This is a genomic window from Selenomonas bovis DSM 23594, from assembly GCF_000381005.1.
In the GTDB taxonomy this organism is placed as follows: Bacteria; Bacillota; Negativicutes; order Selenomonadales; family Selenomonadaceae; genus Selenomonas_C; species Selenomonas_C bovis.
Map to the genome: position 1 here is coordinate 14232 of NZ_KB908381.1, position 22266 is coordinate 36497.

General features: G+C 55.2%; 12 protein-coding genes and 1 other annotated feature. Of the genes, 2 read left to right on the forward strand and 10 right to left on the reverse strand.

The annotated features are described in order from the left end of the window. Nucleotides 1-21: 21 nt before the first annotated feature. Nucleotides 22-236 (forward strand) — a binding site (T-box leader). Between the two features lie 55 nt (nt 237-291). Together F599_RS0102725 and F599_RS0102730 are read left to right on the forward strand one after the other, a co-directional pair. Beyond that, a complete protein-coding gene (locus F599_RS0102725) occupies nt 292-771 on the forward strand; it encodes an Lrp/AsnC family transcriptional regulator (protein WP_019541996.1) in 480 nt (159 codons plus the stop codon). Next, entirely contained in the window at nt 771-1958 is a 1188-nt protein-coding gene (locus F599_RS0102730; protein ID WP_019541997.1) for a pyridoxal phosphate-dependent aminotransferase, read from the forward strand. The genes F599_RS0102725 and F599_RS0102730 overlap by 1 nt, the downstream gene beginning before the upstream one ends. A 261-nt stretch (nt 1959-2219) precedes the next feature. Here F599_RS0102730 and uvrB read toward each other — a convergent pair whose 3' ends face one another. The 10 genes from uvrB to polA all read right to left on the reverse strand — a co-directional run bounded on the left by uvrB (nt 2220) and on the right by polA (nt 22243). Continuing rightward, the gene (gene uvrB / locus F599_RS0102735) at nt 2220-4268 is read right to left on the reverse strand and encodes an excinuclease ABC subunit UvrB (RefSeq protein ID WP_026327762.1); all 2049 of its coding nucleotides are present in this window, start codon (nt 4266-4268) and stop codon (nt 2220-2222) included. Between the two features lie 156 nt (nt 4269-4424). Then, complete coding sequence (locus tag F599_RS0102740) at nt 4425-5738, reverse strand: ATP-binding protein (protein WP_019541999.1); 1314 nt, start codon at nt 5736-5738, stop codon at nt 4425-4427. A gap of 20 nt (nt 5739-5758) precedes the next feature. Then, nucleotides 5759-6043 carry a hypothetical protein gene (locus tag F599_RS0102745; RefSeq protein WP_019542000.1) on the reverse strand — a complete coding sequence of 95 codons (285 nt, stop codon included), beginning with the start codon at nt 6041-6043 and terminating at the stop codon, nt 5759-5761. 89 nt (nt 6044-6132) lie between these two features. Further along, nucleotides 6133-9852, reverse strand: coding sequence for a helicase-exonuclease AddAB subunit AddA (gene addA, locus F599_RS0102750; RefSeq protein WP_019542001.1), 3720 nt, complete (start codon nt 9850-9852; stop codon nt 6133-6135). Continuing rightward, on the reverse strand, nt 9839-13360 hold the full coding sequence (gene addB / locus F599_RS0102755) for a helicase-exonuclease AddAB subunit AddB (protein WP_019542002.1): 3522 nt from the start codon (nt 13358-13360) through the stop codon (nt 9839-9841). The genes addA and addB overlap by 14 nt, the downstream gene beginning before the upstream one ends. A gap of 177 nt (nt 13361-13537) precedes the next feature. Next, a complete protein-coding gene (locus F599_RS0102760; protein WP_033368993.1) occupies nt 13538-17386 on the reverse strand; it encodes a PolC-type DNA polymerase III in 3849 nt (1282 codons plus the stop codon). Nucleotides 17387-17478: 92 nt separating this feature from the next. Then, nucleotides 17479-18129 carry a lytic transglycosylase domain-containing protein gene (locus F599_RS13455; RefSeq protein WP_019542005.1) on the reverse strand — a complete coding sequence of 217 codons (651 nt, stop codon included), beginning with the start codon at nt 18127-18129 and terminating at the stop codon, nt 17479-17481. Between the two features lie 75 nt (nt 18130-18204). Next, complete coding sequence (coaE, locus tag F599_RS15975) at nt 18205-18795, reverse strand: dephospho-CoA kinase (protein ID WP_019542006.1); 591 nt, start codon at nt 18793-18795, stop codon at nt 18205-18207. A 15-nt stretch (nt 18796-18810) separates the two neighbouring features. Next, the gene (gene mutM, locus F599_RS15980) at nt 18811-19635 is read right to left on the reverse strand and encodes a DNA-formamidopyrimidine glycosylase (RefSeq protein ID WP_019542007.1); all 825 of its coding nucleotides are present in this window, start codon (nt 19633-19635) and stop codon (nt 18811-18813) included. 4 nt (nt 19636-19639) lie between these two features. Beyond that, entirely contained in the window at nt 19640-22243 is a 2604-nt protein-coding gene (gene polA / locus F599_RS0102780) for a DNA polymerase I (protein WP_019542008.1), read from the reverse strand. Nucleotides 22244-22266 lie beyond the last annotated feature (23 nt).

The following is a 22266-nucleotide window of genomic DNA, read 5'->3' on the forward strand; positions in this document are numbered from 1 at the left end:
TGGTATAGTGTATTCAATATCGCATCAGCGATGATGAGAAGAGTAAAGCGAATGTGTAGCTGGCAGAGAGAATGCGGTTGGTGAAAGCATTCAGAACCGTCGCTTGAAAGCTGACTCAGAGCTGCAGGGAGGTATATCCCCTGCCGTTGGCCGCGTTAAGGCATTGAGTGGCCGGACGTATCTTCGTGTTCGGCTGACAAAGGTGGTACCACGGGAAACAGAGCCTCGTCCTTTTTCGGACGAGGCTTTTCTTTTTCTTGTCAGGTGGTCAAGCAGAATGGAGGAAATGGCATGCGTGAACTTTTAGAGCTTTTAGAGCACGATGCGCGTCGCCCGGTCAGTGAGATCGCGCCCATGCTCGGCAAGAGCGAATATGAGGTTGAGCAGGATATCAAGCGTCTGGAGAAGGACAAGGTGATTCTCTCCTACAACACGCTCATCAACTGGGAAAAGTTCGGCGACAACATGGTGACAGCCATCATCGAGGTGAATCTCATGCCGCAGCGCGAGGTCGGTTTCGATGCGATTGCGGAACGTATCTATCGATTCGATGAGGTCCGCACTGTCTACCTCATGAGCGGCAGTTTCGACCTCATGGTCATCATTGAAGGAAAATCTCTGAAAGATGTCGCGAATTTTGTCTCGACGCGCCTCTCCACCATCGAGGGCGTCACGCAAACGCGCAGCCATTTCATCCTCAAGCCGTACAAGAAAGACGGCGTCATCATCAACGATGAGGAACGTGACCGCAGATTGGTGGTGTCGCCCTGATGAAGACGGAAAAAGTTTTCCAGGATCGCCTCTCTCCTGCGGTTCGATCCATCAAGCCGTCCGGTATCCGCAAGTTTTTCGATATTGCCGCCAAGATGGAAGATGTCATCTCACTCGGTGTCGGCGAACCAGATTTCGTCACGCCGTGGCCGATTCGCGAGAGCTGCGTCTATGGTTTGGAGCAAGGATATACTTCCTATACCGCCAACCGCGGGCTACCGGAGCTGCGCGAGGAGATTGCTCGCCGCTATGCCGATGTTTATGAAACGCATTACGATGCGGCGACGGACATCCTCGTGACAGTCGGTGTCAGTGAGGCGCTCGACCTCGCGATGCGCGCGCTTCTCGCGCCTGGGGATGAGGTACTCATTCCGGAGCCATGTTATGTCTCCTATCAGGCCTGCACGATTCTCGCTGGCGGCGTTCCCGTCGCCGTGCCCGCCAAGCAAGAGAATGAATTCCGCATCACACCCGCCGAGCTCGAGGAGCACGTGACACCACGGACGAAGGTCTTGCTCATTGGTTATCCGAACAATCCGACGGGTGCGATCATGACGCGCGAAGACTTGCTGGCGATTGCAGATTTTGCGCAGAAGCATGACCTTATCGTAATCTCAGATGAAATCTACGGCGACCTTACTTATGGCGGCGAAGCGCATATCTGCTTCTCCTCCCTGCCCCGCATGCAGGAGCGCACGTTGCTGCTCAACGGTTTTTCCAAAGCGTATGCCATGACAGGCTGGCGCATCGGCTATGCACTCGGCGCACCGGAAATCATCGCCGCCATGACGAAAATCCATCAGTATACGATGCTCTGCGCTCCCATCACGGCACAGCTCGCAGCCATCGAGGCGTTGCGTCACGGTGAAAAGTATATGAAAAAAATGGTCGCGGAATACGATCGCCGTCGTCGGCTCATTTACGAGGGCTTTATGAAGATGGGACTGAACTGCTTCGAACCGAAAGGCGCTTTCTATATTTTCCCCGATATCACGAGTACAGGCTACACGAGTGAGGAGTTCGCGGAGAAACTTCTTGAGGCTGAGCATGTGGCGCTCGTTCCAGGTAGTGCGTTCGGCAACTGCGGCGAGGGGCATGTCCGTTGTTCCTACGCGACGTCGGTTGATAAGATTTCCGAAGCGCTCGCGCGCATCGAGAATTTCGTCCGCCACCACAAGAAAGCGTAACATCATCATTGCTTCTCCCCCCACATTATTCTGTGGGAAAACAGTGTCTAAGAGGCCAGGCTGCATCATGAGAAATGCAGTCTGGCCTCTTTTTAGGGAAGCGCCGATGAAATGAGGTGTTGACTGCGTTGATCCGCTGCATCTCGCTAGGAAACAAACCAAGGGCGTAGCAGCCAAAACATTTCATCGCGTTTTGTGCTGAGGATTGTCGAGGGCGATGAGTGGACCGTACAGATACGCAAAGGCGGGATGCCAGATGAATCAGTACGGTCTCGATGATTTCCTTTGTGCAGGCAATGTGCCGTCTAACTCCAGAATCATATCGCGTAATTCAGCTGCGCGCTCGAATTCCAGTGCGCGCGATGCCTGCTGCATTTCGCGTGTCAGCGTCTTGACGAGCGTCTCTTTGTCTTTCTTCGTGAGCTTCTTTTTCCCTTTTCCCGTGCCATAGTTTGCGCTCTTTTCCGCGACGAGTGTCGTTTCGATGAGCGGCTTGATGGGCTTGACGATAGTCTTCGGCGTGATATGATGCGCGCGGTTGTATTCCTCCTGTATGGTACGGCGACGCTGCGTTTCCTCGATGGCGCGTTGCATGGAGTCTGTGATGCGGTCCGCGTACATGATGACATGTCCATTGGCATTGCGCGCCGCGCGGCCGATGATCTGAATCAGCGAAGTATCCGAGCGCAGGAAACCCTCTTTATCGGCATCGAGGATTGCGATGAGCGATACTTCCGGCATATCCAGTCCCTCTCTGAGCAGATTGATGCCGACGAGTACATCGAATTCCCCCGCGCGCAGATCATGAATGATTTCCGCGCGTTCGATGGTCGCGATATCCGAGTGGAGGTAGCGCACCTTGATGCCGACCTCTTTCAGATAGTCGGTGAGGTTTTCCGCCATGCGTTTCGTGAGAGTTGTCACGAGTACGCGCTCCTGCCGCTCGATGCGTTTTTTGATTTCTCCGAGCAGGTCGTCAATCTGTCCCTCGAGCGGACGTACCTCGATTTCCGGGTCGAGCAATCCCGTCGGGCGGATGATTTGCTGCGCAACCTGTTGAGCATGCGCGAGTTCATACTTTCCAGGCGTTGCAGAGACGAAGATGATCTGGTTGATGCGCGCTGCGAATTCCTCAAAGGTAAGTGGGCGGTTATCAAAGGCCGAAGGCAGACGAAAACCGTTTTCGACAAGTGATACTTTGCGACTGCGGTCGCCTGCATACATCGCATGGAGCTGTGGTAGCGTCACATGACTCTCATCCATGACAATGAGGAAATCTTCCGGAAAATAATCGAGCAGCGTATAAGGCGCCTCTCCCGCTTTGCGATGCGCGAGATGGCGGGAATAGTTTTCGATGCCGGAGCAGTACCCCATTTCCTGCATCATCTCCAGATCGTAATTCGTTCGCTGTTCAAGGCGCTGCGCTTCGAGTAATTTGCCCTCTTTTCGGAATTTTGCGAGTTGCTCCGCGAGCTCGGCGCGGATGGTATCCATCGCGAGCTTCCTGTCCTCTTCCGGTGTTACATAATGCGATGCCGGGAAGACCATCGAATGTGTGCGCTCGCCATAAATCTCTCCTGTCGTGACGTCGAACTCGACGATACGGTCGATCTCATCGCCGAACATTTCAATGCGCACGGCACGGTTATTGTAGCCTGCAGGGAACACCTCGATGACATCGCCCCGCACGCGGAACTTACCGCGCTCGAACGCGATATCGTTGCGTTCGTATTGAATGGAGACGAGCTTCTTGAGGATGGCGTCGCGCGGCACCTCCTGCCCTTTGTGCAGGGAGAGCACCATCTCATGATAGCTCTCCGGCGAGCCCAGGCCATAGATACAGGAGACGGAAGCAACGATGATGCAGTCACGCCGCTCGAAGAGAGAGCAGGTAGCACTATGGCGGAGTTCATCAATCTCATCGTTGATGGACGCATCCTTGGCGATGTAGGTATCGGTCGAAGGAATATATGCTTCCGGTTGATAGAAATCGTAATAGCTTACAAAGTAGCCGACATAATTATGCGGAAAGAACGTTTTGAACTCGCTGGCAAGCTGGGCAGCCAGCGTCTTGTTATGTGCAATCACGAGCGTTGGCTTCTGCACTTTTTCAATGACCTTTGCAATCGTATACGTCTTGCCAGTGCCGGTCGCGCCGAGCAACACCTGCGTGTCCATGCCGTTTTCCACGCCGGCAGCAAGTTCCTCGATGGCCTCTGGCTGATCCCCCATCGGTGCAAATGGAGACACGACTTCGAAGGGTCGTTGCTCATTGAATTGTGTGGTATTGAGTTTTGGCACCATTGCCATCCGGATTCCCCCTTTTTCTCGTGAATTCATCATATCATATACGAAAGAAAAAGGCCACTCGCTAAGCGAGCGACCTGTTCCATATTTCCTGACGTTTCCATTATCCCTGAAGCACGATACAATACAGTGCGCAGGCGCACTGTTTGACTTGAGCAATCATGCTTCCTTTTCGCTCAGCAAATAGTTGATGTATTGCTGCGCCGTCCGGCCAGAAACACCGGCATGCCCCATTTCCCACTGCACTGCGCCGGTCTGAAGCTCGTCATTGGTGAGTTTGATTTCCGGATGGCGGCGTGCCAATTTCTTGACCATATCGTAATACTCTTGGCGGCTGGGACGGAAATAGCCGATGGAAAGACCGAAACGAGCGGAAAGCGAGAGCTTCTCCTGCACGGTATCGTTCTGATGCATATCGTCGCTGACATGATCCGGTCGGTCATTCCAGCTTTCGCGGATGAGATGACGCCGGTTGCTTGTCGCATAGATGAGGACGTTGTCGGGCTTCACTTCGAGACCGCCTTCGATGACTGCCTTGAGGTATTTATATTCAATCTCGAAATCCTCGAAGGAAAGATCATCCATATAGATGATGAATTTATAGTTGCGGTTTTTCACTTGGGCGATGATGCGCTGGAGATACGCGAACTCGTGCTTGTAGACTTCAATCATGCGTAGGCCACGGTCATAATATTGGTTCAGGATCGCCTTGATGCTCGTCGACTTGCCTGTGCCGGCGTCACCATAGAGCAGCACATTGTTGGCCTTACGACCCTCGACGAAGGCTTCTGTATTGTCAATAAGGCGCTTCTTCTGACTCTCGTAGCCGATGAGGTCGCTGAGTCTCATATCTCCCGTCGTCGTGATGGCTTCGAGCAATTCCCCTGTCGTCTCGTGGTTGGGAGAGATGCGGAATGCCTTGTTGAGTCCGAACATGCCGACACCGTAGCGGCCGTAGAAGTCCGTAACGATGGAGAACATCTCTTCTCCGTCGGTTGCCTGTTCGATAGCGCGACTGAGCTCCTGCACTTTTTCGCTCACGCTTTTGTTGTAAATTTGCTCCTTTTTTTCCACGGCATGATAGTTTTCGATGATGTGGAAACAGTTAAGCCCCAGTGCTTTTTCCAACGGCATGAAATCATAGTCGAGCAGTTTGCGGAATACGTCCATGTCGTTCTTTGCGAACGCTTGCACACTGCCCTCGCTCGCGCCGTGTTTTTCGCAGACGAGCGTAAAGGGTGTCTCCGTCATTGCGAGCAGGAACGCGAGATAGTTATGCCAGAGGTTGCCGTTGAATCCGTAGCGCGTCGCAAGATCGAGCAGGCGGTTGATCTGTGTCAGGACACGACCAGCGAGTACATCTGGGCTTTTCTTCCCTTTCTTGAGCGCGCGGCAGATATCGGCAAGCTGGAACAGGATGCTTTCCTGACCGACTTTGCGGTAGATGATGAGTTTTGAAACAAGACGATACATAGTATATCTCCCTCGAGGCATCAGTGGCAAAGGAGCGCTTCGACCTGGCCGTAGCGCAGATATTGGCTGGCATCGCAGGGGTTATCCCCAAAGACAGCTTCCTGCACTTTCGGAAGGTTGTCCTTATCAATCTGGATGCGACCCGCTTCCAGCTCTTTGCTGATTTTTTCCCACAGCTTTTTTTTCGAGGCAATCGTGTCCTTGAATACTTCATTGTTATAAAAAATATTCATCGAGGCGCGCGATTTTGTCTCATCGCAATTAAAAAATACATAAACTTTTTTTGGTGTTTTCTTCGTTGCCATAGTCATATCCCCTCTTCATGACAAATTGTGTGTGAAAGATAAATGTCTTTCTCTACATCACATATTATAGGCTTCTTGATAATAAATTGTCAAAGGGTAAGCAGAGAACCGTCATGCAGCATATAGAGACAACGCTCTGCGACCGGTTGTCCAAGGATGGCAGCAACGGCCTCGCTGTACAGATCTAGCTGGAGCGCGTAGCGTGAGCGTATGATTTCCGGACGCGTATCGCTGTCCGTCTTGTAATCGACGAGAATGAGACGCCCTTCCTCGGTTTCAAATAATAAATCGATGATGCCCTGCACGAGCAGTTCGGCAGACGCTTCTGCTGCGGGGTAAAAGCGGCATGCCGGCAGCAGGCGGCTGAACGGTAGCTCCCGATAGATACGGCGCGCATGGCGGAGCTCGTTGCCGAGCGGAGAAGCGAAGAATTTTGCGATATCTGCCACACGGACCGCAGGCACATCCTCAGGAGAAATCAGTTCGCGTTCTGCCATGAAGGCAAGCTGGGAGCGAATGCCTTGTTCGCTGCAATCACCGTGTACATCGAGATACTGCATGACGCTGTGCATGAGACTGCCAAACTCCGTGCCCGTCAGACCAGCCGATTCGCGAAGGAAGCGCGGACGCTTCCACGGTGTGCGTTTCTCCTGAGTCAGGAAGATGCGGCCTTCCTCGCGCGCCTCTTGCTCGGCGAACCGCTGTTTGAGTTCGCTGACAGAGAGTTTCGCCGGTATCTTTTCCAGTCCGTGATCAGCGTAGGTCCAGGAAAGCAGTGTCTCTACGGCTGCACGTTGCCGACTTTCCGGAAGCGGCTTGCCGCCGCGAACTGTCGCGAGAACGTCGTCCTCTGGCGCCTGCGTCTGCTGACTCGTTGGCAGCGCCGTCGACGGTACACAGGATACCCGCCATGCCGCGCTTTCTTGCAGATCGCTGAATGCTGGTAAGACAGCTGGCAGGCCTGCCAGCTGCCGCAGCTCTGTACATGCCGGATGGTGCATGAGCGCCGTACCCACCCAATCGAGGAAGGAATTCGCGTCGAGCGGGATATAGCCGGGGAGGGCCACCTCTTTGCGCATTGCCGCGCGTCCCCATACGGATGCGCGGTGTGCGAGTGCCGTCTCGTCTTTTACGCTGCCGACGAGGATAAGGCGCTCGCGCGCGCGTGTGAGCGCGACATAGAGCAGGCGCAGCTCCTCCGCTTTGCTCTCCTGTACGATTCTGGCAGCAACGGCATGGCGCGCGAATGTCGCATAGCGCACGGCGAGCTCCGCGTTCACGGCATAAGGCCCCAGGCCGAGTTCCCTGTGCATCAGAACCTTTTCCCGACTGTCGCGGAGGTTGAACTGGCCGCCGAGATTCGCTACGAATACGAGGGGAAATTCCAGTCCCTTGCTCCCATGAATGGTCATGATGCGCACGACATCCTCGCTCTCCCCCAGCGTGCGCGCCGCCGCGAGATCCGTATCCATCGCGCGCATCCGTTCGACGAAGCGCAGGAACCGGAACAGGCCGCGGAAATTCGTCTGTTCGTATTCCGCTGCACGATCGACGAGCATGCGCAGGTTCGCCTGCTTGAGCAAGCCGCCGGGCAGTCCGCCTACATAGTCATAGTAACCCGTCTCGTGGTAGAGCTGCCAGATGAGTTCCGGCACGCTGAGCGCCTGCGCCAGTGCGCGCCAGTGCGACAGACGCCCAAGGAATGCCTCTGCCTTTTTCTGCAGCGAAGGCGAGAGCTTCTTTTCTGGATTCGCAGCCGTCAGCAGGGCTGTGAAGATATCGCCTTCCGGCTCTGCGAGGCGTAAGGAAGCCATCTCGGAAAGGGAGAAAGCGCCAATCGGTGAAAGCAGTACGGCCGCGAGCGGGATATCCTGCCGGGCGTTGTCGAGGATGGAGAGCAGCGACAGCATGCAGCGGACTTCCTGTGCCTCGAAGTAGCCCGCATCGCTCGCGGCATACGCGGGAATACCGTGTGCGCGCAGGACCTCGAGTACTTGCTCTGCCTTGCCTGTCACGCTGCGCATGAGGATCACGATATCGCGGTAGGAAATCGGATGGTAGGCCTCATCCTCCTTGTGGTAGACGAGTGTCCCCGCAGCGATAAATGCCTGGATGCGCTGCGCAATATAGGATGCCTCACGCTCCAAAGAAGAGGATGCTTCTGCTTCTCCGCCATCCTGCGTGTCCGCATCATCTTCCGCAGCCGCGCGGTTAGCCTGATACAGCAGAGCGAGCTCCTGTGGTCCCTCGAGCGTCGGCCCCTCCGCCTCAGGATATATTAGCCCGGGATGGAGCGCGGCAGCATCGTCGTAGGCGAGCTCCATCGTGTCCGGCACCATGACCTGCGCGAAGATGTAATTGATGGCCGCAAGGACCGCCGGCCGACTGCGAAAATTCTGTGAAAGATCGATGCGTGCGCAGGTTTCCTTTTGCTCGGGATACGTCTGATATTTCCGTAGGAAGAGCGTCGGATCGGCAAGTCGGAACCGATAGATGCTCTGCTTGACATCGCCGACGACGAAGAGATTCGGTGGCTCCTGCCGCGTGACGAGAGAGACGATCGCCTCCTGTACGCCGTTGGTGTCCTGGTACTCATCGACGAGCACTTCATGGTACTTTTCCTGCAGCGCGCGCGCGATGGCAGACGGCGGCAGTGCATCGTCCGTCCGCGAGGCTTCGTGGTCGATGAGGACAGCCAATGCGAAATGCTCGAGATCGCTGAAGTCTGCCAGCGCCCTTTCCTTCTTGGCTTGCTGATACGCCGCATGGAATGTCAGTGTGAGCCGCACAAGCTCCCGCATATCGGGGGCCGCGCGGCGCAGGTCGTCCATGAGCTCCGCCTCGGTCTCCTGGAAATACTTGGCGCTCAGGTTGGTGATGACCGTCTTGAGGTCCTTGCGCAACTCTTGCAGGTGTTTTTTCACCGTGTCATCTAGTTGACGATCCGTCGGCAAGCGGGAAAACGAACATGTAGAGAAAGCATCGCTGAGTATTTGCCAGCTTTTTGCCGCGAGAGCCTGCATCAGGGAGTGTACCAGCACGCGATCCTCACGGAATGTCTCAAGGTAAGCGTCAGCACCGGCTGCTTCTGCCTCCTGCATCATATTATCGACCACAGCCGATGCCTTTTCGAGTGTGCGGGCGATTTCGCTCCGTATTACCGGATACCAGACCGTAGACGTGAGCTGCGTGCCGTCCGGCAAATCGAATGCCTCGGCTTGCTTTTGCAGCCAGGCATCGGGAAATGGCTGAGAGAGTGAGAAGAGGAAGAGCTGCTCGACCAGAGCGTGAAGCGCGGCATCACCGTGGTCATCGCCGTAGTCAGAGACGAACTGAAGGAATTCCGGAGTCCCCTGCTCATAGGATGCGTCAAAAAGATCAGCCATGACATCCTGGCGCAGTAATGCAAGCTCCTGCTGCCCACCGAGGCGGAACTGTGGGTCGAGGTCGATGGCCTCGAAATGACGCCTGAGTACTTGCAGACAGAATTTATGCATGGTGGAGATGGAAGCCCCCGTCAGGAGAACAAGCTGCCGCTCGATGCGTGCGGCCTCCTCGGGCGTTCGCGCCTTTTCGAGCGCCTTTTCGAGCGCCTTTTCCACGCGTTGGCGCATCTCGCGGGCGGCCGCATCCGTAAACGTCATGACAAGAAGCTCGTCGACATCGCACGCTCCGCTGAGAATAAGCGAGAGGATGCGCTCGACGAGTACGGCCGTCTTGCCGGATCCCGCCGCAGCTGCGACGAGGATATTTTTATCGCGCGTCTCGATGGCCGCGCGCTGTGCCTTGGTCCACTCAGGCATCTTCATGCACTCCCTTCTGTCCTTGTTCCTCCATCCATTCCATCGTATCGATGATGTCCTCATCGCCAAGCGCATTGAGGCGCCGGTAACTGCAGCCAGAAAGCTGCGGATCGAACCCGCACAGACTGCCATAGGGGCAATAGGTGCACGGCGTCTTGTCGCCGAGCAGATAGGGATGCGGTGCAACCGCCCCGGCAAGGATTTGTTCTCCTATTTTTTCCAGCATGATGCCGACATAGGAGAGCAGGACGGAAAACTCCTCCTGTGTCTTGACCTTGGGACGATCGCTCTTGTAAATATCCCCATTCTTGCCGAGCCGGACACGCAGGAAGCGCCCTGTGCCGTCAATGGCGCGAATGACCTCCGGATCCGCGAGCACCCAGCCTGGCATCTTGAGCTCCTTGTCGAAATGCTGCCGGATCTGTTCCGGCGTCGCCTTCTGATCTGTCTCCCACCACTTATATTTCAAGAAGCAATACAGCATCCCCGCCGGCAGGCGCTCACCGTCCCCGCTGCGCTGCAGGAGATTCCTTGCGACAAGGAGATAGGTGAGCAGCTGCAGCTTCAAACCATAGTATACTTCAAGCAGATTGATGCCCATCTCTCCCGTCTTGTAATCGACGATGAGGAAATATCTGCCGTCTTCATCGAAGTCGATGCGGTCGATCTGCCCGCTGATTTCCAGCTGGACACCCCGGGGTAATTCATAGGTAAGTGGCGGCATAGCACCTGTTCCATGGCCGAACGCACGTTCAAACGCCACGGGATGGAATTTGCTCGCTTGATCCATGGAGATGAGGCGCAGGAGAGAACGTTGTGCGGTCAGGCCGATACGGGATAGCAGATGCTCGTAGCCTTTCGTGCTCAACAAAAGTTCATTCTGCAGGCGTGGTGCCAGTGCGCTGAGCGTTGACTGCACCATGGACTTCCCCTCTTCTGCGCTGAGATCTCGCCAGCTGCGTCCGGCCGCCTTCAGCTGTTCCCCGCAGCTGCGCAGGCAGCTGTGCAGGAGCGTACCGAAATCAAAGGCATGCAAGCCCTGTTCCCGCCGCTCTTCGAGTCGCAGACCATAATGCGCGAAATGACGGAATGGGCAAGCGGCAAATTCCTCGAAGCGCGTGACGCTGCCGCGCAGGCGGTGCTTGCGTGCGAAAAGAGCCAGGGCCATGGTTGCGGGGACATTTTCCTCAGGCGGAGCGGCAAAGAGGCCGGCGAGTGCCAGAGAGAGCGGCGCTGCAAGTTCAGGCTGCTCACGCGCCCAGTTGTATACATCGCGCCAATAGGGAGACAGGATGCCGCGCTCTCTCGCGCCCCGCAGTGCGGCTGCGAGTCCCGTGACAGATTTGCGACCATCAGCCAGCCTCAGCTCCGCATAGCGGCTGAGCCCGCTGTCGTCTGTCTCATCAAGTTCAAGGCTCTCGAGTGGCAATGAGAGGAAGTCTGCATCTGGCAGAAGCCTCCGCAGGCGGTCGACATAAGTGGACGGCGCCAGGCCGCTGCCGGCGGCATCCGCGAGCGCATACGAAATCCAGAGGTGCTCGCGCGCTTCTGTGAAGCCACGGTAGAGAAGGAATTTCTCTGATAACGTCCCATCGAGGCCTCCCGAAGCAATTTCCAGGCCCGCCTCTGTGAGGTGCTGCCTGTCCGCGTCGGTAAAAAGGCCTTTCTCACGGCTGCGGCGCGGCATAACGCCCTCATTGGCACCGACAATGTAGATTGCCTGCACGTTCATGAGGCTGTTCTGATCGAACGAGGCAACGGTCACATAATCGAGTCCCGGCGGGATGATCGACATCTCCAGAGCGTCCAGCCCTTCACCGAGAATCGCCTCATAATCGCGCCGATTGCTCTTTCCGCCTGTATCGGCTTCCACGAGCTGGTCGAGGAGCTCGAGCAAGTCAGCCCATATCTGACGATGTTCCGCGGCCGCTGCGAGGCGCTCCTCCTGTTCGTTCTGCTCTGTGAGTTGTTCGAGGCGCTCCGGTACAGCGAGCTCCTCGAGCAGCGCATAGATTGCTACCGTATAGTCACGTACGGTCGAGCCCGCCTGCAGGGCAGCGGCAAAATGCAGGAGCGGCAGAGCTGCCTGACGGCGGAATGCATCAATCTCAGCGAGTGCCTGCTGTTCCCTTGGCAAGAGGTCTTCCTCTGCGTTGTCGAGAGATCTGCGTCGGTACCAGTGCCACGGCTCGGCCATCGACCAACGCTTCGCACCGCGGATGCCGAATTCCAGCACATAATTTTCCAGCCGGTCTACCTGCTCGTTGGTGAGTGGGAAAAAACCGGTGCGGAGGCAGCGGAACACCGGCTCGTACCGCCAGCCGCGCACAGCCTCGAAGGCCGAGCGCACGAGCTCCGCCAGTGGGTGATGGACGGTCTCGCGCGTCCCGTCGATGAAGAAGGGAATGTGCCTGTCCTCGAGTACCAGTTTGAGCAGCCTATCGTAGGCATCTTCTTCCCGCACGAGAATGCCGATATCGCGGAAGCGATAGCCGTGATCGCGCGCGAGGCGCAGGATATCTGCGGCAACGGCCTCGACTTCGATGCGGCGGTTCGCCGCTTCCACGAGTATGACACCTTCAGGCGCAACGGCGGCAGGGAGGACAGGAGACTCGAAGAGTCTCCTCTCGATAGCCGCCAGTGCGGGCCGCTCGAAGCGTCCACCGTCCGCCGGTGCCTGCCGGAACGATACCGTAACCTCCGCGCCACAGGCTTTTGCCTCATCGCGCAGCTGCAACATGGTGCGCCAGGAGCGATGAAAGAGCCCCGTCTCGCTGAGGTTTTCTCTGCTTTTCAAGTCAGGCGCCAGTGGCAGCGTCACATGGACGGTACAGCCGATCTGGAGGAGTCCCGTGAGCACTTGGCGTTCCTGCGGATTGAAGAAGATAAAGCCATCCACCCAGATTTCTGCACCACACAAAAACGTAGAACGAGGAAGCTTCTCGATGAGCAGCCGCATCATGTCTTCCGCATCATCATAACGCCCCTGCATGGCCTGTTGAAATGATCGTTCGAGAAAAGCAAGGTCGCGCAGCTTTCCAGCCAACCCTTCCTGCTTTGTGCCGAAGGTACCGGCAGTCTCCTCTAATGCTTCTGGAGTGAGGCCATAACTCTTGAGCTCCTTAATGGCATCAGACAGCGACGCGCTGAAGCCTCGTTGTGCCGCAGCACGTCGAAAAAAGGAAAGCGTATCACCATGGTCTTTGAGAATGCGCCGCAGGATGAGACGTCGGCCCACCTCCGTGATCCGGGGGCGCAGCAAACCGCCGGCATCGAGCAATACTTGGCGCGCGAAACGGCGGAAGCCGAACACATAGGCGCGCAGGAATCCCCTGCCCTCTCCTGCACGCTGTGCGAGTTGCCGCTCCATCTGATACGTCATATGTTCCGGCAGCAGCAGAATGCATGCCGGTCCAAGTGGCGCTTCCTGCAGGCGGTCGGCAATGGCGGAGAGGCAGTATTCCGTCTTGCCACTGCCTGCGCGGCCGGCGATGAATTTGAGTTTTCCCGTCATAATATCCTCCCTTGTTTGTCCGTTCTCAAAAGCAGTCTTGAATTTACATCAAATGCTCCCCTCTTATCCCGCTAGCATGCGGAACATCTGCATAAATCAAGGATACATCATTTCATCAGTGCGTTCTAAAAGAAACCCCCTGAACCTCTAGAAAGAAATTCAGGGGACGCATGCGGTTCACATGCTGAAGAGTTCGAGCTGATCGCTCTCGCTCATGCCGTCGAGACAGCCGTGATCACGCAGGATTTCGATACAGGTCTTGGAAATGCCTGTGCGCGTACGGAGGTTTTCCACCGACGTGAAGATACCATCGCGGCGCGCCTCTACAATGCTCTGCGCAGCCTTGGTTCCCATGCCCGCAAGGCTGGCGATGGGCGGCAGCAGAGATGTTTCGTGGATGATGAATTTCTCAGCCGAGGAAGTATAGAGATCTACATGCTCGCAGCTGTAACCGCGCAGGTACATCTCCCAGGCGAGCTGCAGGACGATGAGCGTCGCATTCTGCTTTGCATCGAGCTTGCCCTTTTCCTTGGCCACCTGATCGAGATCACTGATGCAGCGTGCCACGTAATCCTTGCCGCGCGCGACAACATTGGCATCAAACTCAGCCGCGCGTATGGAAAAATACGCAGCGTAGTACGCAAGCGGATAATGCACTTTGCAGAATGCGATGCGATACGCCATCATGACGTATGCCGTAGCATGCGCGCGCGGGAAAAGATACTTGATTTTCTGGCAAGAAGCAATGAACCACTCCGGTATGCCGCCCTTGCGCAACGTCTCGACAACATCTGGTGCGATGCCTTTTCCCTTGCGAACCTTCTCCATCGTCTTGAAGGAAAGAAGCGGGTCGATGCCTTGATGGATGAGATACATCATGATATCGTCACGCGCGGAAATCGCATTTTTGATAGTGCATTGACCGCCGCGGATGAGATCCTGCGCATTCCCCAGCCATACATCCGTGCCATGAGAAAAACCGGAAATACGCACGAGATCTGAGAACACATCTGGATGCGTATCGTCAATCATCTGTCGTGTAAAAGGTGTACGGAATTCTGGAATACCGAAAGTGCCGCTTGTAGCGCCCAGCTCCTCCGGCGTAAGGCCGAGCGCCGCCGTCGAATTGAACAGCGACATCGTCGCCGGGTCATCAAAGGGGATGGTCTTCGGGTCGCGATGTGTGAGATCCTCGAGCATCTTGATGACTGTCGGATCATCGTGACCGAGAATATCGAGCTTGACAAGGCGGCTGCTGATGGAATGGTAATCGAAATGCGTCGTAATCGTACCGCAGTTCATATCATTTGCCGGATGCTGGATCGGTGTGAAGAAATGCACATCCATGTTGCGCGGCACGACCATGATGCCCGCAGGATGCTGGCCTGTCGTCGCCTTGACGCCCATGCAGCCGTGAGCAAGATGATCGATATAGGAGATATGTTTTTTCTCTCCCTTTTCCTCGAAGAATTTCTTCACGTAGCCGAAGGCCGTCTTATCCGCAACCGTCTGGATGGAGCCTGCGCGATAAACATTATCCTTGCCGAAAAGGATTTCCGTATACTTATGGGCGACTGGCTGATAGGTGCCAGAGAAGTTCAAGTCAATATCTGGTACTTTGTCGCCGTCGAAACCGAGGAAGACCGCAAAGGGGATATCATGCCCATCCTTCAGAAGCGGCGTACCGCAGACAGGGCAGACCTTGTCCGGCAGGTCATAGCCGCAGCCGTAGGAACCGTCTGTAATGAACTTGCTATACTGGCAATGTGGGCAACGCCAATGCGGCGGCAGCGGATTGACCTCTGTGATGCCGGTCATCGTCGCGATGAAGGATGAGCCGACGGAGCCGCGCGAGCCGACGAGATAGCCGTCGTCGTTGGACTTCTTGACGAGGCGCTGTGCAATCAGATACAGGACGGAGAAGCCATGGCCGATGATGGGCTTGAGTTCCTGCTCCAGGCGGTCCTCGACAATCTTGGGCAGATTTTCACCGTAGAGATATTTTGCTTTGCGGTAGGACATGCTGCGGATTTCTTCATCCGCGCCGGGAATCTGCGGCGAATAGAGATCGTCTGGAATCGGCTTGAAGCGCTCGATGCTGTCACTGATCTTACGCGGATTGGTCACGACAGCCTCATACGCCAGTTCCTCGCCGAGATAAGAGAACTCTTCCAGCATCTCTTCCGTCGTCCGCAGATAGAGCGGCGGCTGCAGCTCCGCATCATCAAACCCCTTGCCCTTCATGAGGATGGCGCGGTAGATGCTGTCCTCCGGATTGAGGAAATGCACATCGCATGTCGCGACGAGCGGCTTGCCGAGTTTCTTCGCAATCTCAGCGACCTTGAGATTGATGGCGCGCAGGTCATCATCTGTCTTGATTTCAGGGAAATTATCGCTGCGCTTCAGGAAATCATTGTTGTGGATGGGCTGGATCTCAAGGTAATCGTAGAACGAGGCAATCTTCATGAGCTGCTCATCCGACTGATGTTCCTCGATTGCACGGATGAGTTCGCCAGCTTCACAAGCCGAGCCGATGATCAAGCCTTCGCGGAACTCTTCAATCATCGTGCGCGGCAGACGTGGTTGCCGGTGGAAGAATTTCAGATGTGCGAGAGAAACAAGCTGGTAAAGGTTGCGCAGGCCGATGGGCGTCTTCGCCAAGAAAATAATATGATTGGCGCGTTTCTGCTCATAGTCTTCGCCGACGAGATACCCCTCCATGCCGTAAATAACCTTGAGATCCGTCTTGCAGTCCTTGAGCGCCTTGGCTGCGTCTGGGAATGCCTGGACTACGCCATGATCCGTCACAGCAACGGCAGGCCAACCCCAGCGGTCTGCTGTCTTTATGAGGTCTTTGACCGACACGACAGCATCCATCGCACTCATCGTCGTATGAGCATGCAGCTCAACGCGCTTGACCTCGGCGTGATCTTCGCGCAACTTGACTTCCTTTTTCGCCAGGCTGTCCAGTGCGAGCACATATTCGTTCAGATACGTGTCGAAACGAATCGAGCCGCGCACGCGGACGCACATGCCATCTTTCAGCTGCGCTGTTACCTTCTCGAACTCCTCTGGATCAGCGTTTTTTCCACGGCCTGGCTTGAAGAATTTCTTGCAGGCGATGCCGTTCGTTGCATCTGTAAGACAGAACGAGAGCATCTTCGTCCCCGTCTTGAATTCCGTGGTGCGGATGCCGGATCCGGCACCCTCGCCAATCCAGCCTTCGAGGATGACGTTTTTCTCCTCGCCCTCGATTTCATCAATGGTCTTGACTGCTCCTGCGACGCCGCGGCCGAAGACAAGATTCCCTGCTGCAGGCATGACGACCGGTGTTCCATACGCAGCTGCCTTTCCGGTAGTGGAACGAGCTGCCGCTGTGGTTCTCTTTGCCTTCGTAGGTGCAGACTGCTTTTTTTGTTGCGCGGCACGCGCTACGTTCTCCGCATGGCGCTCCTGCCGCAGCGCCGAAAGATATGCCGGAGTATTCTTTGTTCTGCCCACGGGAACAGGGGGAGCCTCTTCCGCCGCCAGGCAGGTAACTTCACAGGAAAATCCCAAAAGTCCCTTGATGTTTTTCTGTAGTTGCGCGGCAACATCATGGGCACGGAAAATCTCACCACTGAGCTCTCCGCCTACCTCGAGCACGAGCCTGCTACCATCGATGTTCAGTTGAGCTTGGCGCAGAAGCGAAAGCACCGCAGGGTTGCCCTCTGCCGTGCGCGACGCAAGTTCCTCCCATGCCTTTTTAATACCTTTTTCCATATCGATGACGTCCTGATAGAACGTTACGCCGGAAATCTGGCAGTTGCCAGAAATATGCTGCGAGATACGAAAGAGAAGCTCTTCTCTCAGCAATTCCTGTGTCTGAAGGAGAATCTCCCAGCTATTGTCTCGCGGATCGATTTCCACATGCATGATACGGCATGTCTTGAGCAGCAGTTTCTCTTCCCTGCTCAACTGCATGCCTCGGACAAGCTCCCAGAACATATTATTCTTTTTGGGTACGATGCAATATTTCTTCTGCATGGGCGATGGCTCCTCCTGCCGTGCGGTTTGGAAAAGAAATCATGTAGCCACGGTTAAAATTGCAATACAGGGGGCATGTATGCTGCATTCTGTCAGCGGTTCTCTATAGACGCTGTCAGAACTCCCGTGGACGATCTTTCGTAGAGGTCTTCATATTTTTTCTGATATTTCAGTACGCGCAGGACGTATTCCCGCGTTTCTGCGTAGGGAATTTTCTCGACATCAGAAAAATCCTGCCGCCAGCCGTACAATCTCATCCAAGACTGTACATTACCACGGCCGGCGTTATACGCCGCAAGCGCGAGAATATCATTACCGTCAAACTCTTTCTGCAGCACAGCAAGATACCAAATGCCGTAACGGATATTCACCTCGGGATCTGAGAGGTTCACGACAGAATATCGTTGATCTCCCATCTGGCCGGCAATCCACTCCGCAGTATCCGGCATGAGCTGCATGAGGCCGACGGCGCCGCGATGTGATTGCACATCTGCACGGAAACGGCTCTCTGCCTGGATAACACCGGCGGCAAGGCTGCTGTCAACACCGTAGATATCCGCATAGTGCTCCACTGTCTCCCGATACGGATAGGGATAAAGGTAGTCCTTCTGCACCCATTCCGTTTGTGAAAGGAAATAAACGCCAAAACAACACAGGAATAAAAAGATGCCGCAAGCAAGGGAAATCCCCTTGCGCTTTTCCTGGTTCCTCTTTTGCTGCATGTGCTGTGCAAATCCTGACATGGAGCAGTGTTCCTCCTTTCCTGCGTGGTGCTGATTCTATGAGATACCATGGCGTTCTCCGCTTGCTAACAGCAATCAGACAGGACGACGAAAAGCCTCCTGTACCTTCTTTTCCAGCTGAGCCTCAGAACCGCGATTATCGATGACTACATCCGCGCGGCGCATCTTTTCTTCTTGTGACAGTTGCGATTCCATACGGCTGAGCGCTTCCTCTTCTGTGTAATGATTGCGTGCCATCAGACGCCGGAGCTGGATGTCACGCGGCAGCACTACGACCCAGGTCTCGTCCGCCAATCGCTCCCAGCCAGCCTCGAAGAGCAGCGGCGCATCGAGTACGACGGTCTGAACATCTGATGTACGCAGCGCTGCCAAGCGCCGCTGCACCTCCCGGTATAATAAGGGATGTGATACATCATCCAGCCATCGCCGCTCGTCTTCATCGGCGAATACGATGTCTCCTATCTTGCGGCGATCCAGAGTGCCTTCTGGTGTGAGGATTCCCGCGCCCCAATGTGTGATGTATGCTTCATAGAGCGGGGCTCCTGGTTCTGCCAGTTCGTGGGCAATCGCATCCGCATCGATGGCGACGGCCCCCATAGACTGCAGGATGCGAGATACTGTGCTCTTGCCGCTAGCGATGCCTCCCGTAAGACCGATGATGCGCATGGTAATTTCCTCCCGTCATTTCTGGCATATAGGACAGAAACGCGTTCCCCTTCCGCTAAGCTTGATTTTCTCAATCTCTGTGCCGCACACGTCACAGGCAGTTCCCTCGCGTTCATAAACGTGCAGATGCTCCTGATGGTGCCCTTGCCCGCCATCTGCGTTCTGGTAATCGCGGAACGTCGTGCCGCCGTCTGTAATTCCTTCCCGAAGCACCTGTCGCACGGCCTGGTGCAAACGCGACCATTCTTCAACTGTGAGCGTATCCACACGACGTGCAGGATGAATACCGGCGACGAACAGCGCCTCATCTGCGTAGATATTGCCAATGCCCGCGATGTTTTCCTGCTGGAGCAGGAATGCTTTGACAAAGGTTCGCCTCCCCTGCGCTTTTTGCCTGAGGCCTTCTGCTGTGAACGCATCGGAAAGTGGCTCCGGTCCGAGGGAAGCCAGACCGGTAATCCTGTATAGGTCATGGCGCGGCAGCAAATAGAGCGCGCCAAAGGTCCGTATATCGCCGAAGACGAGCACCGCCCCTGAAGCGAGCAAGAAAACGACACGCGCATAGCAGTCACGCACCTCTCCATCCGGCGCGTAAACGATACGTCCTGTCATGCGCAGATGAATCACCAGCATCATGCTGTGCGTAAGCGCAAGAAGGAGATACTTGCCCCTACGCTGCACTTCTTTGATGGTACATCCTCGTATCTGTGCACGAAATTCTGGCGCTGACGGGAAATGAATCTGACGTGGCAGACGGATATCGACATCTTCGATGGTTTCGCTAAGAATATGGCGCGAAAGACCGCGCCGGATGATCTCCACCTCTGGCAGTTCTGGCATCCTCTTATTTCGCCTCCGCCCAGTTTTTTCCTGTCTTCACTTCAATGAGCAACGGAACCGACAGCTGTACGACATGTTCCATCGCCTCACGTAAAATCTCCGTAACCTCTGCAACTTCTGCTGCCGGCACTTCGAGCACGAGCTCGTCATGCACCTGGAGGAGTATGCGGCTCTTGGCACCAGCGTCCTGCAGTGCTTTGTCCGCACGAATCATAGCGAGCTTAATGATATCTGCGGCCGTTCCCTGGATCGGGGTATTCATCGCCATGCGCTCCGCAAGTGTGCGTTGGTTGAAGTTGTGGCTCTTGATGGCTGGTAGTTCTCGTCTGCGCCCGAAGAGCGTCGTCACGGCGCCGGTTGCGTGCGCTTCTTCTACCATCTTGTCAAGGAATGTCTTCACTCCCGGATAACGGGTGAAATATTCCTCGATATAGCCTGCCGCCTCCTTCCGCGAAATATGCAGATCCCGTGAAAGCCCGTAATCGCTGATGCCATAAACGATGCCGAAATTAACAGCCTTCGCCCTGCGACGAAGTTCCGGTGTTACATCTTCTAGTGGGAGATGGAATACCTCCGCTGCCGTTCGCGCGTGAATGTCTTGGCCTCTGCGGAACGCATCGATAAAGCTCTCATCCCCTGACATGTGCGCCAGCAGGCGGAGCTCGATCTGAGAATAATCCGCGGATAAGAGGTAGTCGAACCCTTCTCCGGGCTCGAAAAGCGCGCGGATCTGTCTACCTTCCTCCGTGCGTACGGGAATATTCTGCAGGTTCGGATCTGAGCTTGAGAGCCGCCCTGTCGCTGTCACCGTCTGATTGAAACTCGTATGCACCCGTCCAGACTCGGGGCGGATGAGATCGCCGATTGCATCGAGATAGGTAGACTTCAGCTTCGTCCAAAGACGATAAGAAAGCACCTGTTCGATGATAGGATGCTGGAATTTGAGTGCTTCCAAAACCTCGGCATTTGTTGAATAACCCGTTTTCGTCTTTTTGACAGGTGGCAGGCCCAGACGCTCGAACAGAATCTCCCCAAGCTGTTTTGTGGACTTGATATTGAATGATGTCCCGGCCAGCGTGTAGATGTCCTGCTGGATTTCGTCAATGCGATTTCCTACCTCTTCTGCCTTTTCCGCGAGGTGCTGACGATTGACGAATACACCTGTCTGTTCCATGCGCACCAACACTGGTACCAATGGCCATTCTACGGTATCATAGAGCTGCCAGAGGGAAAGCAATCTTAGTTTTTCCATCAGGGGATCGTGCAAGCGCAGCAAGCCCTTCGCCTTGAATGCATCATCCATGTCCTCCGGCAACGCGGTCTCTGGAAAGAACTCAGTAAGCAGCGATGCCACACTGTAGCTAGATATCTCAGGATGCAGGAGATATTCTGCGAGCTTTGCATCCAATATCTTTCCACGGAACTGTATCCCTGCATGTCCGTAAGATTTCAAGTCGAAAAGGATGACTTCTGGCGCAGCCTCTACCACATCAAGAACATGCGACAGCACTCCAGCTTGGGCGTCAACAAAAAACACACCTTCCGCACAGGCAACGACCAGAGAGACAGGCGATAGAAATGGTGCGCGCCCTTGGAACTGTGCGGAAACAGCGAGATAGTCAGCCCGCTTCATCGTGTCTAGCGCCTCGGGGGTTATGGGCAGGATCTCGACCGTCTTTGCGGCCTCTGTTGTTTCGGAGACGCCATACTCCGGCAGTGACTTTTCTCTGGAATCGAGATTGAATACCTTGCCCGCACGCGAGAGAATGGCCGTAAGGCCGTAACGCTGACAAAAGGATGTCAGCTTCTCGCTGTCCGGCGTAGCAACCGCATCGTCAAGGGACAATGTCAGATCCGGTACTTGACAATTAATGGTCGCGAGCACCTTGGACAGGCACGCTTGTTCCTCGTAGGTCGTCAACCGTTCCTGGAGTTTCTTGCCGGAAACCTCTTCTTTGTGTGCAAAGACGTTTTCCAGAGAGCCGTACGCCACCAAGAGCTTCGTCGCTGTTTTCGGTCCTACGCCAGGTACGCCCGGAATATTGTCCGACGTATCCCCCATCAGCCCCTTCAAATCAATCAAACGGATTGGCGGTAATTGATATTCCTCCGTAAATGTAGCTTCATCATAGACAGCCAACTGAGAAATGCCCTTCTTTGTCAGCATCACGCGCAGATTGGGGCGAACCAGCTGGAGTGCATCGCGGTCGCCAGTGACGACCAGCGCATCCAATCCAGCTCCGGCTGCCTGCGTCGCGAGCGTGCCGATGATATCATCAGCTTCGTAGCCTGCGCGCTCAATGAACGGTATGCCAAGCGCTGCGGCAAAATCGTGGAGCAATGGAATCTGCCCCAAAAGCTCAGCCGGAGTCTTGTCACGCGTGCCTTTATAGTCGGGATAAAGTTCCGTGCGGAATGTCTTTTTCCCTTTGTCAAAAGCGATGATTAGATAATCAGGATGCCAGTCTTCCCAAAGCTTCAGGAGCATATTGGCAAAGCCAAAAATCGCATTCGTATACTCTCCCGTCGGTGCGGTCAATGGCGGCAAGGCAAAAAAAGCACGGAAAAGAAGACTGCTTCCATCGAGAATGACAAATCGTTTTTGCAAAGCGTTCCCTCCTCATTTTGGGC

Coding starts and splice junctions, on each gene's coding strand:
- F599_RS0102725 (WP_019541996.1), top strand. CDS start 292: ATGCGTGAACTTTTAGAGCTTTTAGAGCACGATGCGCGTCGCCCGGTC.
- F599_RS0102740 (WP_019541999.1), bottom strand. CDS start 5,738: ATGTATCGTCTTGTTTCAAAACTCATCATCTACCGCAAAGTCGGTCAG.
- coaE (WP_019542006.1), bottom strand. CDS start 18,795: ATGCGCATCATCGGTCTTACGGGAGGCATCGCTAGCGGCAAGAGCACA.
- F599_RS13455 (WP_019542005.1), bottom strand. CDS start 18,129: ATGTCAGGATTTGCACAGCACATGCAGCAAAAGAGGAACCAGGAAAAG.
- addB (WP_019542002.1), bottom strand. CDS start 13,360: ATGACGGGAAAACTCAAATTCATCGCCGGCCGCGCAGGCAGTGGCAAG.
- F599_RS0102760 (WP_033368993.1), bottom strand. CDS start 17,386: ATGCAGAAGAAATATTGCATCGTACCCAAAAAGAATAATATGTTCTGG.
- F599_RS0102730 (WP_019541997.1), top strand. CDS start 771: ATGAAGACGGAAAAAGTTTTCCAGGATCGCCTCTCTCCTGCGGTTCGA.
- mutM (WP_019542007.1), bottom strand. CDS start 19,635: ATGCCAGAACTGCCAGAGGTGGAGATCATCCGGCGCGGTCTTTCGCGC.
- F599_RS0102745 (WP_019542000.1), bottom strand. CDS start 6,043: ATGGCAACGAAGAAAACACCAAAAAAAGTTTATGTATTTTTTAATTGC.
- addA (WP_019542001.1), bottom strand. CDS start 9,852: ATGAAGATGCCTGAGTGGACCAAGGCACAGCGCGCGGCCATCGAGACG.
- uvrB (WP_026327762.1), bottom strand. CDS start 4,268: ATGGCAATGGTGCCAAAACTCAATACCACACAATTCAATGAGCAACGA.